A 13,673-nucleotide genomic window follows, 5' to 3' on the forward strand; every position below is an offset into this window, starting at 1 on the left:
CGGGGGCATCAGTTAGCTTTCGTTATCACCGTCGAAGTCGAATTCGCCAGGAATATAGGCGAAGTCGAAATCTCTCTTCGTGCCCACCGTGCATTTAACGCGCTCGGTGCGACCGAACGCAAAGACGCCGGCGTCACTGCCATCCCAGTCCTCGAGCGAGCCCGAGACACCGCGCTGGCGACTGACCGGCTCATTATAATGCGGGAAAACGCATTCGTGCCATTTGCGAACAACTATACCAGCGTCACTGCCCGCGCCGGACTCCGGCTGAACACACGCCACGTAGCTCGCAAACAATGCGCTTGCAGCGAGTTGACTCATTTGAACATCTCCAGCGCTTTGGTGGTGAGGCTGCCAAAGAAGATGTCGTTCTTGAACGCGCGCAACTCTTCGATCGTTGTCCAGTGCTGCTCGCCGTGAGCCGGCATGTTCACTGGCTTCACTACATCAATATCAAGGATCACCGGCACAACGGCCTCAGTTATGTTTTCCTCTTCCAGCACAATCGTTATCACGCCTGACATATCGCCCGACGGCACGACCATGCGCACAAACATGCCGGCTAGAAACTGCGGCAGGCCATCTGCAATCTTAACAAACGTCTTGAAATAGTCCTCAAAATTCGTGACCGGCGATGGCAGTTCAATGCGGTTGATGGTTCGTATCGAAATGCGGCCGATCCTCGTAGGATTGGCGACCTGCACATACTGCAACCATCTGGCAGTTGCTTCATCGCGCAGATTTGCCCAGTTCTGGTACGGCCTCAGACGACTGCACGCAAAACCACCAAGCCGAGCCTGTACGACGTGCAGCTTGTCTGCGGACCAGAATTGATACCCCTTAATAGCCTTCGTCTCCGATGAGACCGCCTGCTGGGCCGTCGGGTCAATCTGTCCGCGCCATTCAACAATGGACTTTTTTTCTGGATAGATCGGACCAAGCAGTTCTTGGAGGGAGGAGAGCTGCTCCACGGTCGTCCCAGCTGGCAGATCGACGCGCAGGTCGACCATGGCCTCTGTGATCGGCGCGCCAGGCAGGTGAGGGTGTCCCATGGCGTCTCGATTAGTGATAGCGAACGGCTTAGGCTAGAGATTTATTGAGCACTTTGTGGTCGCCTACCGTCCGCAATATGGCACAGCTGCAAATAGAGGAACGTCCTAGACGGCTCGTCATGACGCGATGCGTCGGTTGATGCTGCTTGGGCACCGAATGACGGTGCGTGGCACTACGTTAACAGCCGGAACACAGGTTTACCAGTGGTTATCCAACGGTTTTCCACAATCCGTCGACCCACTACCTGTAGTAGCTCTTAGTTCCAGCGCTCCACATGTAGTGCATGAGCTCGGCGGGTCGACGGTCCACCGAGAAGGTGGCCCCTTGCGAGCGCGTCGAGCACGGCTGCCCGGGGGCGCCTGCGATTCTACGGACGTACTGCAACGGGTCGGGCGCCGGCGCGGCCTCGGCGATGTCTGGGTTGGCATCGGCAAGAACGGCCCTCAGCTCGACGGCGACGGGCGACTTGAAGCGGCTCCGCCGGGTTTCGCTTGCTCATCGCCGCCACCTCCTCAGCCGGAGCGCCAGCGCCTCCCTGGCGATCCTGAGCCTCGACGCCGCCGTTGACGGGTTCATGCGGCGCCGCTTGGCGTACGCGACGAGCGACTCTGGCGAGTCGACCGAGAGCAGCGCCTCCAGCTGCCAGGGCGGGAGCTCGGTCATGGCGTCCAGCACCTCACGCGCGGCAACCTGTGCCTCCAGGCTCGGCCCGACGGGCTCAGGGAGCAGTCCCAGCGGCTGCTCGGTCAGGACGGCGCGCCTAGACCACGCGCTGTTGACGTGGTGCATGGAAAGGTGCCTCGCGACCGAGTAGAGCCAGCCGCGGAGCGCCTTGCGCGGCTCGTCCCAGGGCGCCGGGCGGTAGAGACCTCGCTTGATCGAGCGCCACGCGCCCATGACGACGTTCTGGAAGACGTCGGCGCGGTCGCGCGTGGGCACGCCGCTGGCCACGATGACGGCCATGATGGCGGAGCGCTCGGCGAGGATCGCCTCGATGCTCGGTCGCTTCCGGGGGTGTTTCGCGGCAGGCTGGCGTCCGGCCCCCTTCCGCGGGCGCTTCATCCAGACCTCCCGCAGTGCGCGCACCGGCTGGCATCGACGACGCCGGGCGACAGCAAGCGCTCGACGGTCGTCTTGGCGACGCGGGCAGCGAGCAGCACCAGTGCGGGCGATCCACGCTCGGCGCCGCAGGCGACGCGGCACAGCGTGCGGGTGTTGACGCCGTCCATGGCCTCGGAGACGGCGCGCCAGGTGCCCAGGCGGGCCTTGATGCCGCGCAAGGCTGCACGCAATCGGCGGGTCTCGTCAGCGGTGAGGGAGAGGGATGGGCTTCGGCGGTACGGGCGGCGCGCGGGCGCACGTTCGCCTTGCCCACCGTCGGGTGGGATCAAGTATAGTTGCACTGTTCGGCTCCGTGTAAGCGGATGTCGGACCATGCAGCCCGGGGTGCTCGTAACACCCGCGGGCTGCGCCTACTTCCGGGGGAGCCTAACCGCTCATGCGGGGCGCGGAGTCAAACTAGGGCACTTCGGGGCAAACTAGGGCACCACCCTGTCGACAACCTCCCCGCAGAGTTTTTTCTCTCCGCGGAGGCTGTCGACAACCTCCGGGTTTGGACGACCATCGCCCAAGCCCGGTCCGGCCGACCCTGCGCCTCGGTGGCTGACCGCGGGCGGGCTGGCTGCCACCTCGGCGGTCCTTGTTTTTTGGCAGCCATTTCACCGATGGATTTCACCGGGAGATCGGGGGCAGCCCGTCGACCATCCGGCGCCTCCGAGGACAGCCGCCGACCGATCGCAAGATCCTCCAAGTCGGCCGGCATGCCGGCGCGTAACTTCCGCGAGGTCGGAAGGAGGACTCATGATCGGTGGTATCAAGCGCGCGCAGGCCAAGGCGGGTTCCGAGGCGGAGTTCGAGGCGATCTTCAGGACCCACGCGGCGGAGGTCCGGGCCCACGAGCCGGGCACGCTCAGCTACGACCTGTTCAGGGACGGCGCGCCCGGGCGCTATGTGGTCCTGGACCGCTATCAAGACGGCGAGGCGCTGGCCGCTCACTGCGGCTCGCCTCACGGAGCCGCCTTGTTTCCGCGCATGCGTGCGCTGCTGGAGCGCCTGGAGGTGAGCTACTTTCCGGGCCACGAGCCCGGGGACACGCGATATACGGCCCTCGCCCTGACGCGCGCTCCCCTGGACACGGCGTTCCGTCTGGCCGCCGACATCCGCCTCCTGCCCCGCTGGAGCACGCGCTTCTGCCAGGGATTGCGACAGGAGGGGGAGCGCTGGATCGTGAGCTCTCCCCAGGGAGACGTGCGCTTCCGCTACGAGGCGGACCCGGCCGCGGGCGTGGTCTGGCACTGCGCGGATGCAGGCAGCGGAGAGCTGCGGATGCCCATGCGCATCGTGCGGCACGGCCCCGGGAGCCTGCTCCTCTTCACCATCCAGCGGCCGCCGGGGTGTTCCGAGGCGGCGTTCGACGAGCAGAGAGGATGGGTGGATCAGGAGCTGACGCAGCTGCGAGATCTGGTCGAGGGGTCGTAGAGACGCCCGGTGGGAATACCTCACGTACAGGACGACCACGCCGGGCGACTCGAGCGTCGAGTTCTTCGTGCGCTCGGCCGACGACACCGCCGATCTCGGCGCAGCGGCCGTGACGCTCGCCGCGACCGCGCACGCGACGCCGGCCGATACCCAGGTGTGCGACGACACCTCGACGCCGCCGTGCGCCGTCGATCTCGGCGCGCTGCCGGGAGCGCAAGCGGATTACCTCGAGCTCCAGGTGACGCTGAATCCGACGAGCGACGGCGCCGGCGGAGTCCAGGTGCAGGACTGGGAGATCGGGTATTCGTGCCCCGACGTGGAATGAGCCTGGGCACGTTCGCGATCCCTCCGGTGTCGGCTCACCTCTTCCTGCCCGCGCGCTGAGGCGCCTCCGCGCCGCGCGCCCCGTAGACCGCTCGTAGATCCTTCGCGATCTCCCGGAGCCGCGCCCGCAGCGCCGCCGGCTCGAGCACCTCGACGCCCCTGCCCAGCCCGACGATCTGCGAGACCGCGATCGACTCCCGCTCGAAGTCGACCGTCACGACGCTCGTCCCCGCGCGCCCGCACGTTCCCCGCCCCCACCGCTCGTGCTCGCCGCCGGGCCGGACCCGCCGGAGCGCCGCTTCCCCCTCCCCGGTCACGCGCAACGTCACCACGTAGCTCGCCCTCTGCTCCGCGAACCGCCGGTTCAAGGCCTTCCAGCACGCCGCCAGGTCGAACGCCTCCGGCCGCGCAAACGTCGCTTCGAGGAGCCGCGCGCCCGCCACCCGCGCCCCCCGGAAGATGCTCGGCCCCCGCTCCGTCCCGGCGACGAGATACCAGCGGTCGGCCTTGATCACGAGCCCGTACGGCTCCACCACCCGCTCGCTCGCCTCCCCGTCGAAGTCCCTGTACGCGAGCCACACCTTGCGATCCTGCCAGACCCCCTCCCGCAGGACGTCGAGGTGCGGCACCACCTCCCTGCCCTGGAACCACCCCGACGCGTCCACGTGGAGCCGCTGCCGCGCGTGCTCGGCCAGCGACCTGTGCACGGCCGGCAGCGCCGCCGACAGCTTGATCAGCCCGCTCTCCAGCGCCGCCGAGAGCCCGATGTCGGCCAGCGCCCCGGGCGCGGCGACCGCCGCGAGCGCCTGCACCTCGGGCCGCGTCAGCCCGGTCAGGCTCGTCTGCCACCCCTCCGCCAGCGTGATCCCGCCGCTCGGGCCGCGCTGCGCATAGACGGGCACGCCCGCGGATGACAGCGCGTCGAGGTCCCGGTAGATCGTCCGCGCCGAGACCTCCAGGCGGCGCGCCAGGTCCTCGGCCGTCAGCTGCCGGCTCTTCGCCCGCTGCAAGAGCAACATCAAGCTGAGCAGCCGATCCGCGCGCATGACCGTCCGTGGCTCCCGACCCCGCCGTGACTCGCCCGGGGAGGCTACGCGCAATTCATGACAGGAGATGTCAGGAATTCGCCCGTAGCGTCGCAGGACGACCGGAGCAGGCCGGAAAACAAGGGCGCGCGCGGCAGGAGCCCGCGCGCCCGCCGAGCCGCCGGTCCCCAAGAAGGAGACACCGTATGAGACCGCTCGAAGGACAGATCGCCCTCGTCGCCGGAGCCACGCGCGGCGCGGGGCGCGCCATCGCGTGCTCGCTCGGCGAGGCCGGCGCCACGGTCTATTGCACAGGGCGCAGCGTCCGCGGCCGGCCCGCCACGGGCCAGCGCCCCGAGACCATCGAAGAGACCGCCGAGCTCGTGGGCGCGGCGGGAGGGCGCGGCGTCGCCGCGCAGGTCGACCACACCGTCGAGGAGCAGGTCGAGGCGCTCTGCGCCCGGATCCGGCAGGAGCACGGGAGGCTCGACGTCCTGGTCAACGACGTGTGGGGCGGCGACGAGCTCACCGAGTTCGGCCAGCCGTTCTGGAAGCTGTCCCTGCCCAGCGGGAAGCTCCTGCTCGAGCGGGCCGTCACCTCGCACATCATCACGAGCCGCCACGCGGTGCCGCTCATGCTCGAGCGCGATCGCGGCCTCATCGTCGAGATCACCGACGGCGACCACTTCGGCTACCGCGGCAACCTCTTCTACGACCTGGCGAAGATGTCGGTCATCCGCCTGGCCTTCGCCATGGCCTGGGAGCTGCGCCGCCACCCCGCCATGACGGCGCTCGCGGTGACGCCCGGCTTCCTGCGCTCGGAGGCCATGCTCGACCACTTCGGCGTCACGGAGGCGAACTGGCGAGACGCCGCCGAGAAGGACCCGCACTTCATCGAATCGGAGACGCCGTTCTACGTGGGCCGCGCCGTCGCGGCGCTCGCCGCCGATCCGCGCGTCGCGACGAAGTCCGGCCGCGTGTTCAGCTCGTGGGATCTCGCGAGGGAGTACGGGTTCACCGACGCCGATGGCCGGAAGCCCCACTGGGGCGAGTACTTCGAGCGGCACCTCGGCCGGTACAACAGGGCCGGCGAGGCGGCCTATGCGAGCTGGTTCAACGGCCCGATGGAGCTCGCGTGCCCCGACTGGCCCAAGGAATGAATGGGGTAGTGGGGGCATTCCCCTGCCGGAATGAGGGAACCGCCAAGGCGCCATAAGACGCCAAGATGTTTGTGTTCTTCTTGGCGTCCTTGGCGGCTTGGCGGTTCAAAAGACCCCACACTCGACCGCCCGATACCCCACCACCGTGACCGGCACGGCCGCGTCAGTGGGCGTAGGGCTCGCCGCGGAGCAGGGTCATCGCGCGGTAGAGCTGCTCGATCAGCACGAGCCGCGCGAGGCGGTGCGGGAACGTGAGCGGCGACAGGCTCCACCGGTCGTCCGCCGCGGCGGACACGTCGGGCGGCAGCCCGTCCGCGCCCCCGATCAGGAACGCGACCACCCCCTTGCCGCGCGAGCCCCAGCGCTCGACGCCGGCCGCGAACGCCTCGCTGCCGAGCGCCTTGCCGCCCACCTCCATGGCGATGACGCTCGCCCCCGCCGACGCGCGCGCAAGGAGCGGCCCGACCTTCGCCGGCGGGCCGTCCTGGATCTCGATCTCGTCGCACGCCACGTAGCGGCGGATGCGGCCGAGGTACTCGTCCATCGCCGCGCGCAGCGGCTTGTCCTTCACGCGCCCGACGGCGGCGACGACGAGTCGCACGGCGCGCTCAGCTCGGATCGAACCGCGGGGCGGGCTGCGCCCCCGGCGGCAGGCTCTCCTCCGGGACCGGGACGCGCCCCGCGTCGATCCAGAGCCCCTCGATGTCGTAGATGCGGCGCGTCTCCTCCTGGAACACGTGCACCACCACGTCGCCGAAATCGATGAGCACCCAGGTCGCCGCGGCGAGGCCCTCCATCGAGAGCGGCGCGAGCTTCTGCTTGCGCACCGCCTCTTCCAGCCCCGTCGCGATCGCGTGGACGTGCCTGTCGGAGCGGCCGGTCATGATCACGAGGTAGTCCGCGTAGTCGACGCGCCCCACGACCTCCAGGATCTCGACGCCGATCGCCTTCTTGTCGAGCCCCGCCGCGGCCAGCGCCAGCGCGAGCTCGCGCGCGGAGGCCGAAGGCTCGGGGACGGGCGGCGGCGTGCTCCGGCGCGAGCCGGCGCGCTTCGGGCCGGCGAGCGGCGACTTGGCGCGCGCGGGCGACCGCCCCGCGAGCGGCAGCACCGCCTTCGCGCCGCCCTCGCCGCCGCCCCGCGTGGGCCGCGGGGCCGGCGCGTCGCCGTCGTCGCGCGCCGGACGCCGCGCCCTCGAGGCCGGCCGATCCGCCGGGATCGGCCGCGCCGCGCGCTCCAGCGGCTCCGCCTCGCCGCCCGCGCGGCGCGCGCGGACCACCTTCTTCGCGCCGGGCTCGCCGACGCCCGCGTGGGAGGCGCGGATCCGGGGCGACGCCGGCCGCTTCGGCTTCGCCGCGGACGACGCTCGACCGGCCGCGCCCGCCTTGGCCGTCGTCGCCTTCTTCCGCGCCGGCGCGCGGGGCTCCGCGCCCTCGCCCGCCTTCGCCCCCGACTTCGCGCGCGGCTTGCCGCTCCCCTCGCCTGCGTCCTTCTTGCTCGCCAACGTTCTCTCGCTTTCTTGCGCCCGTCGATGACGGGCGCCACTCGTCTCGCCCGCGTCAGCGGGTCTGGCCCTCGCCGTACGCGATCCACTTGAGCGTCGTCAGGCTCGCGAGCCCCATCGGGCCGTAGGCGTGGAGCTTCGTCGTGGAGATGCCGATCTCCGCGCCGAGGCCGAGCTCGCCGCCGTCGTTGAACCGGGACGACGCGTTCACGAGCACGCAGCTCGCGTCGACCTCGCGCAGGAACCGCTGCGCGTGGTCGTAGCGGGGCGTGCAGATCACCTCGGTGTGCATCGAGCCGTAGCGGCCGATGTGCTCGATCGCCTCGTCGAGCGACCTCACGACCCGGACCGCGAGGATGGGCGCGAGGAACTCCCGCCCGTAGTCGTCCTCCGCGGCCTTGCGCGCCGACGGCACGAGCGCGCAGGTGCCGGCGTCGCCGCGCAGCTCGAGCCCGCGCTCCGAGAGGGCGGCCACGCGCCCGAGCAGCGGCGCCGCGACGCTCTCGTGGACGAGCAGGCACTCCAGCGCGTTGCAGACGCCGGGGCGCTGGAGCTTGCCGTTCTCGACGAGGCGGCAGGCCATCTCGACGTCGCAGCCGGCGTCGGCGTAGAGGTGGTTCACGCCCTTGTAGTGCTGGATCACGGGGACGCGCGCGTTCTCCGCGACGAACCGGATGAGCCCCTCGCCGCCGCGCGGGATGGCCAGATCGATCATGCCGGTCAGGCCGAGCAGGATCCGCGTGGCCTCGCGGTCGAGCGAGGGGACCCTCTGCACGGCGTCGGCCGGCAGCCCGACCGAGCGCAGCGCGTCCGAGATCAGCTCGCCGAGGGCCGCGTTCGAGCGCGCCGCCTCCTTGCCGCCCCGGAGGATCGCGGCGTTGCCGCTCTTCAGGCAGAGCACCGCGGCGTCGACCGTCACGTTGGGGCGCGACTCGTAGATCATCGCGATCACGCCGAGCGGGACGCGCACCTGCCCGACGAGGAGCCCGTTCGGCCGCCGCTCCATCCCGACGACTTGCCCGACCGGGTCGCTGGCGGCGGCGACCTCGAGCACCGCGCCGGCGATCGCCGCGAGCCGCGCCTCGTCGAGCACGAGCCGGTCGACGAGCGCCTCGGAGACGCCGGCGGCGCGCGCCGCGGCCACGTCCTCGGCGTTCGCGGCCAGCACCGCGGAGCGCTTGCCCTCGCCGGCCTCGGCGCGCAGCCGCTCGGCGATGGCGCGCAGCGCGCGGTCCTTCTGGGCCCTGTCCAGCGGGGCGAGGGCCCGGGCGGCCGCCCGGGCGCGCTGGCAGAGCGCGCGAAGCGTGCCCTCTAGATCGATGTTGCTCTGTTCCACAGCGGGAACCTAGCTCGCCTCCCTGCGCGGGCCAACCGTTCTCCTGCGCGTCCATGCTAGCGTACCCGCCGTGTCCGGCGATCTCCGAAGCCCGATCCAGGCGTCCTTCGCACCCCGCTTCCGAGACGCCCGCCGCGCCCGCACGGGGAGCGCCGCTGCCCGCCCGCGGCGCGGCGCGGCGCTCCTCGCGGGGGCGCTCCTCGCCGTGATCGCTCCGGCGTGCCGCGGGTCGGACGCAGGCGAGGACGCGCCCGCCACGGCGAGCACCGGCATCCCCCTCGCGGCGCCGGGCGCGCTGGGGGCGCCGCTCGACGCGCCGCCGGCGGGCCCCTCCGTCCCCTCCTCGCCGTTCGCCGATCCGGAGGGGCTCCAGGTCCCGCCCGATCCCGCCGATCCTCCCGAAATGCCGCTGTATCGTGCTCCTCCCGGGAACACCGGGGGGAGCGGAGTGGAGCTATGACACGCGCCCGCCACGCCTCGCCGATCGCCGCGCTCTCCGCGATCCTCGCCGCGCACCTCGCCGCGGCGTGCTCCTCCGCCGCGCCGAAGCCGCTGCCGCCCGGTCCGCCGCCCGAGTACGAGCGCCCGCGCGCGTACGACGGCGGCGTCGGCGACGCGCCGGCCGCGACGCCGGACGAGCCGGATGCAACGGATGCGACCGACGCGACGCCGGGCGCGCCGCTGCTCGCCCCGTCGCCGGGCGCGCCGCCGGCGTCCACGCAACCGCCGCCCACCACGCCGCCGCCGCCGCCCACGCAGCCGTAGCGCCGTGCGCCGCGAGCGGGCGTGCGGCGAGCGCCTCGGCCGCGCGACTCTGGCGGATCCAGCCCCGCCATGCTAGCGGCAGCCATGCTCTCACCCCGGCGGGACTTCGTCGTCATCCTCGATTTCGGCTCTCAGTACACGCAGCTCATCGCCCGGCGCGTGCGCGAGTCTGGCGTCTACTGCGAGATCCACCGCTTCGACGTGCCCGTCGCCGAGCTGCGCCGGCTCGCCCCGCGGGCGCTCATCCTCTCGGGCGGCCCCGCCAGCGTGTACGGAGACAACGCTCCCCGCTGTTCCCGGGAGGTGCTGGAGCTCGGCGTCCCGACGCTGGGCATCTGCTACGGGCTCCAGCTCATGGCGTATCACCTCGGCGGCAAGGTCGAGCGCGCGCACACGGGGGGCGAGTACGGCCCCGCGGCGGTGCGCGTCGAGCGCCCGACGGGCATCTTCTCGCGCTTCGTCGAGGGCGACTCCCTCGACGTCTGGATGAGCCACGGCGATCGGCTCACCGCGATGCCGGAGGGGTTCGTGTCGCTCGGCACCACGACCGGCAGCCCGCTCTGCGCCGTCGCCCGCGAGCGCGACAAGCTCTACGGTCTCCAGTTCCACCCCGAGGTCGTCCACACGCCGCGCGGCAAGGAGATCCTCCAGTCCTTCCTGTTCGACGTCGCCGGCCTCTCGCCGACCTGGACGCCCGCGTCGTTCGTGGAGGAGGCGGTCGCCGCGGTCCGCGAGAAGGCCGGGCCGAGCGACCGCGTCATCCTGGGCCTCTCGGGCGGGGTCGACTCGTCGGTCGCCGCCGTGCTGTGCCAGCGCGCCCTCGGCGACCGGCTGACGTGCATCTTCGTCGACAACGGCCTGCTTCGCGAGGGCGAGGCGGAGAGCGTCGAGCGGACCTTCCGCGGCCACTTCCACATGAACCTCGACGCCGTCGACGCGTCGGCGCGGTTCCTCGAGGGGCTGCGCGGCGTCGTGGATCCCGAGCAGAAGCGCAAGGTGATCGGCCGCCTCTTCATCGAGGTGTTCGAGGAGGAGGCGAAGCGGGTCCAGGGCGCGAAGTGGCTCGTCCAGGGCACGCTCTACCCCGACGTGATCGAGAGCGTCTCGTTCAAGGGGCCGAGCGCCGTCATCAAGAGCCACCACAACGTCGGCGGCCTGCCCGAGCGGATGAACCTCGGCCTGATCGAGCCCCTGCGGGAGCTCTTCAAGGACGAGGTGCGGGCCGCCGGCGAGGCGATGGGCATGCCGCGGGACATCCTGTACCGCCAGCCGTTCCCCGGCCCGGGGCTCGCGGTCCGGTGCCTCGGCGAGGTGACGCCGGAGAAGCTCCGCGTGCTCAGGGCGGCCGACGACATCTTCGACCAGGAGATCCGCGCCGCCGGGCTCTACGAGTCGCTCTGGCAGAGCTTCTGCGTGCTCCTCCCGGTGCGCTCCGTGGGCGTGATGGGCGACGAGCGCACCTACGACGAGGCGATCGCGCTCCGCGCGGTGCACTCGACCGACGGGATGACGGCCGACTGGGCGCGGCTGCCCTACGACCTCATCGCCCGGGTGAGCTCGCGCATCATCAACGAGGTGCGCGGCGTGAACCGCGTGGTGCTCGACGTGTCCTCGAAGCCGCCCTCGACGATCGAGTGGGAGTGACGATGGCCAGCGCGAGCGCGAAGCGGACGCGCGCCACGGCGGCGCTCCTGATGCTCGGGCTGTCGGCGTGCGTCGCGCGGGCTCCGGCGACGGTCTCGCTGCGGGTGAAGGGGAACGTGCCCGACGCGTCGGTCACCATCGACGACCAGTACATCGGCGCGCTCGCTTACGTCGCCGCCCACGGCGTCGCGCTGCCGCCCGGCGCGCACCGGATCACCGTGGAGAAGGCCGGCTACTTCGCCTGGGACCGCCTGGTCGAGGCCAGGAGCGGCGCCCCGCCGATCCACCTCCAGGTGCAGCTCACGCCCGTGCCGGATTGACGATCTCGCGGGGCTGGCACCGGTCGGCCCTGGCGCAGCCGCCCCTCACCGGGGCGCACGAGAGAGAGCACAGGACGAAATCATCTCCATGCGGTCTCCGTAATCCATGTGGTGGATGCACGCGGCATCCATCCTGATCTCCACTTTACGGGGGACCGCATCATGCCGAATCGGAGCAGTCCGAAGGCGCGCGTGACGAAGACGCGCGCGCCTTCCACGAACAAATCAGCTCGGCGCGCCCGCCGGTGCGCCACCCTCGAGGTGTGCGGCCCCGAGAGCCGTCGTCCGGGAGGCCGCCTGTTTCATGCCCTGTGCGATCTCGCCGATCGCTTCCTGCAACGCCGGGGAGATCCGCGGGCGATGCAGCTGGGCACCGTGCTGTTTTATGTCGCCTTCCACAGCGCTCGAGTCGCCGAGGACGACGACTTTCGCCTCTCTCTCCGGACCTCCCTGGACATGCTCGTCGAGCTCGAGCCGGTCGAGCGCTGGCTCCGGCCGCCGGCGTTCGACGTGCCATCCGGACGGCCTGCGCCGCGCCCCTACCCCACCTGCGCCGGCGCGGAGCTCCCGGCGCCACGAGGCTCCGGATGACGCCGCCGCGCACCTCGCCGTCCGCGCCGCCGTCCGCGCCGCCGTCCGCGCCGCCGTCCGCGCCGGCGCGCCCATCGTTCGAGACGGTCTATGCCGTGGGCTTGCCGTTCCTTCACCACGCGCTCCGCTGGCTGGGTGTCTCGGTGAACGATCTGGACGACATGCTCCAGGAGGTCTTCCTCGCGGCCTATCGGGGCCTGGCCAGCTACGAGCCATGGCGGTTCCACGCGGCCCCTGCGGGCGGGCTCGCCGCGGCGGGACCGCCGCCCCTTCGCATCACGCCCGAGGCGGCGCTGCATCGATGGTTGTTCGGCATCGCCTGGAGAAAGACGAGCCACTATCACGCGCGCGCTCACCGGCGTCGCGAGATCCCCTCCGGGGCCGGCGTGTCCTGGCCGTTCGACGGGCGCGCCCCGGCGCCGACGCCCGAGCAGTCGCTCGCGGGCGCGGACCGCGCCGAGATCGTGACGGCGCTGCTGCTGAAGATCGCGCCCGAGCGGCGCGTGATCCTCGTCATGTACGATCTCCTCGGCGTCGCGGTGGCCGACATCGCCGGCGAGCTTTCGCTCAACGAGAACACGGTCCGCTCCCGCCTGCGCCTCGCCCGCGAGGACTTCCGCGCCGCCGTCGCGCGTCAGTCGGCCGAGCGCCGCAGCGCCCTGTGCGCCCTCATCGCGTCGGAGCGCCCCCTCCACACGAGCGCCGCAACCATGCTCCACGCCGTGCGCGCGTTCCCTCCCGTCCCCGCGCCCGCTGCACGCGCGCTCTGGCGCCGCCTCCAGCAGCGGATCGACGAGCGCGCTGCCATTGCCAGGGCCGCCCCGCCGGCACCGTGGTAAGGACCAGCGAGCCAGCGCCACCAACGCACGGACGATAGGGACAGAACGCAACACACACGGCGCCGCACACACCCACGCGACTACGCGACTACGCGACTACGCGACCACGCGACGGCAGACAGCACAGACGGCAAGATGAGAGCGAAAAATACGAAGCGGGCGACCCCACTGACAGCTTGACGCCCCCGCACGTTTGTGTAGTCTCCGCCGCCCTCGCAGAGAAAGTCCTACGATCATGGCCAATACTCCGAAGTGGAATGTCCGTCTGCGTCACGAATGGCTCGCCACCCCGCTCAAGAAGAAGCGCCTGAAGCGCTGCCAGAAGGCGCGGATCGGCCTGCTCGATGCGGAGCAGCGCAAGGCTGCCAAGCAGAAGCCCGTCCAGGTCGAGCAGCCCGCGAGCTGACCGGCCGACCACCGTTACGCACCGCGCGACACTTGCCAGCCCGGCCGCGCGAACACCTCGACAACACGTGCCGATCGCGGTTCCGCAGGTCGGCGCCCTCGCGCGGCGCGATCCGTGGTAGCGTCGCTTCGCGGTGTTCGCCCGCGCGTTGGCGACGACCCGTCGATCCT

The 13,673-nt window shown here is 71.1% G+C and carries 18 protein-coding genes; 10 read left to right on the plus strand and 8 right to left on the minus strand.

Going from position 1 to position 13,673, the window contains the following annotated elements:
- Window positions 1–12: 12 nt before the first annotated feature.
- From WMF27_RS18325 to WMF27_RS18340, 4 genes are all read right to left on the minus strand, one after another.
- On the minus strand, window positions 13–321 hold the full coding sequence (locus WMF27_RS18325) for a hypothetical protein (RefSeq protein WP_437767589.1): 309 nt from the start codon (window positions 319–321) through the stop codon (window positions 13–15).
- A complete protein-coding gene (locus WMF27_RS18330) occupies window positions 318–1,052 on the minus strand; it encodes a TIGR04255 family protein (RefSeq protein ID WP_437767588.1) in 735 nt (244 codons plus the stop codon). The genes WMF27_RS18325 and WMF27_RS18330 overlap by 4 nt, the downstream gene beginning before the upstream one ends.
- A gap of 496 nt (window positions 1,053–1,548) precedes the next feature.
- Entirely contained in the window at window positions 1,549–2,115 is a 567-nt protein-coding gene (locus WMF27_RS18335) for an RNA polymerase sigma factor (protein WP_437767587.1), read from the minus strand.
- Window positions 2,112–2,333, minus strand: a complete 222-nt coding sequence (locus WMF27_RS18340) for a hypothetical protein (RefSeq protein ID WP_437767586.1) — start codon at window positions 2,331–2,333, stop codon at window positions 2,112–2,114. Before WMF27_RS18340 ends, WMF27_RS18335 begins: the two co-directional genes overlap by 4 nt.
- Window positions 2,334–2,913: 580 nt before the next feature.
- On the opposite strand from WMF27_RS18340, the gene WMF27_RS18345 reads away from it, so the two are divergent.
- On the plus strand, window positions 2,914–3,591 hold the full coding sequence (locus WMF27_RS18345; RefSeq protein WP_437767585.1) for a putative quinol monooxygenase: 678 nt from the start codon (window positions 2,914–2,916) through the stop codon (window positions 3,589–3,591).
- 67 nt (window positions 3,592–3,658) lie between these two features.
- Window positions 3,659–3,916, plus strand: a complete 258-nt coding sequence (locus WMF27_RS18350; protein ID WP_437767584.1) for a hypothetical protein — start codon at window positions 3,659–3,661, stop codon at window positions 3,914–3,916.
- A gap of 34 nt (window positions 3,917–3,950) precedes the next feature.
- Here the strand turns inward: WMF27_RS18350 and WMF27_RS18355 are convergent, their stop codons facing one another.
- Window positions 3,951–4,961 carry a helix-turn-helix transcriptional regulator gene (locus tag WMF27_RS18355; RefSeq protein WP_437767583.1) on the minus strand — a complete coding sequence of 337 codons (1,011 nt, stop codon included), beginning with the start codon at window positions 4,959–4,961 and terminating at the stop codon, window positions 3,951–3,953.
- Window positions 4,962–5,146: 185 nt separating this feature from the next.
- On the opposite strand from WMF27_RS18355, the gene WMF27_RS18360 reads away from it, so the two are divergent.
- On the plus strand, window positions 5,147–6,100 hold the full coding sequence (locus WMF27_RS18360) for an SDR family oxidoreductase (RefSeq protein WP_437767582.1): 954 nt from the start codon (window positions 5,147–5,149) through the stop codon (window positions 6,098–6,100).
- Window positions 6,101–6,263: 163 nt separating this feature from the next.
- On the opposite strand, the gene WMF27_RS18365 is transcribed toward WMF27_RS18360, so the two are convergent.
- From WMF27_RS18365 to WMF27_RS18375, 3 genes are read right to left on the minus strand one after another with little or no spacing between them, the layout of a single operon-like run.
- Window positions 6,264–6,701: a 23S rRNA (pseudouridine(1915)-N(3))-methyltransferase RlmH gene (locus WMF27_RS18365; RefSeq protein WP_012236304.1), complete on the minus strand. Its 438-nt coding sequence runs from the start codon at window positions 6,699–6,701 to the stop codon at window positions 6,264–6,266.
- Between the two features lie 7 nt (window positions 6,702–6,708).
- Window positions 6,709–7,602, minus strand: coding sequence for a ribosome silencing factor (gene rsfS / locus WMF27_RS18370; protein WP_437767581.1), 894 nt, complete (start codon window positions 7,600–7,602; stop codon window positions 6,709–6,711).
- A gap of 55 nt (window positions 7,603–7,657) precedes the next feature.
- A complete protein-coding gene (locus tag WMF27_RS18375) occupies window positions 7,658–8,938 on the minus strand; it encodes a glutamate-5-semialdehyde dehydrogenase (RefSeq protein WP_437767580.1) in 1,281 nt (426 codons plus the stop codon).
- Window positions 8,939–9,008: 70 nt separating this feature from the next.
- On the opposite strand from WMF27_RS18375, the gene WMF27_RS18380 reads away from it, so the two are divergent.
- The 7 genes from WMF27_RS18380 (at window position 9,009) to WMF27_RS18410 (ending at window position 13,503) form a co-directional block, all read left to right on the plus strand.
- Entirely contained in the window at window positions 9,009–9,398 is a 390-nt protein-coding gene (locus WMF27_RS18380) for a hypothetical protein (protein ID WP_437767579.1), read from the plus strand.
- Window positions 9,395–9,703 (plus strand): hypothetical protein, encoded by a 309-nt coding sequence (locus tag WMF27_RS18385; RefSeq protein WP_437767578.1) that lies wholly within the window; start codon window positions 9,395–9,397, stop codon window positions 9,701–9,703. The genes WMF27_RS18380 and WMF27_RS18385 overlap by 4 nt, the downstream gene beginning before the upstream one ends.
- Before the next feature lie 69 nt (window positions 9,704–9,772).
- Entirely contained in the window at window positions 9,773–11,347 is a 1,575-nt protein-coding gene (gene guaA / locus WMF27_RS18390; RefSeq protein ID WP_437767577.1) for a glutamine-hydrolyzing GMP synthase, read from the plus strand.
- Between the two features lie 2 nt (window positions 11,348–11,349).
- Window positions 11,350–11,667, plus strand: coding sequence for a PEGA domain-containing protein (locus WMF27_RS18395; protein ID WP_437300722.1), 318 nt, complete (start codon window positions 11,350–11,352; stop codon window positions 11,665–11,667).
- A 162-nt stretch (window positions 11,668–11,829) separates the two neighbouring features.
- Window positions 11,830–12,258: a hypothetical protein gene (locus tag WMF27_RS18400; protein ID WP_437767576.1), complete on the plus strand. Its 429-nt coding sequence runs from the start codon at window positions 11,830–11,832 to the stop codon at window positions 12,256–12,258.
- Entirely contained in the window at window positions 12,255–13,097 is an 843-nt protein-coding gene (locus WMF27_RS18405) for an RNA polymerase sigma factor (protein WP_437767575.1), read from the plus strand. The genes WMF27_RS18400 and WMF27_RS18405 overlap by 4 nt, the downstream gene beginning before the upstream one ends.
- A 235-nt stretch (window positions 13,098–13,332) precedes the next feature.
- Window positions 13,333–13,503, plus strand: coding sequence for a hypothetical protein (locus tag WMF27_RS18410; RefSeq protein ID WP_012236312.1), 171 nt, complete (start codon window positions 13,333–13,335; stop codon window positions 13,501–13,503).
- Window positions 13,504–13,673 lie beyond the last annotated feature (170 nt).

Origin of the sequence: Sorangium sp. So ce281, assembly GCF_051527395.1 — a bacterium.
GTDB lineage: Bacteria > Myxococcota_A > Polyangia > Polyangiales > Polyangiaceae > Sorangium > Sorangium cellulosum_B.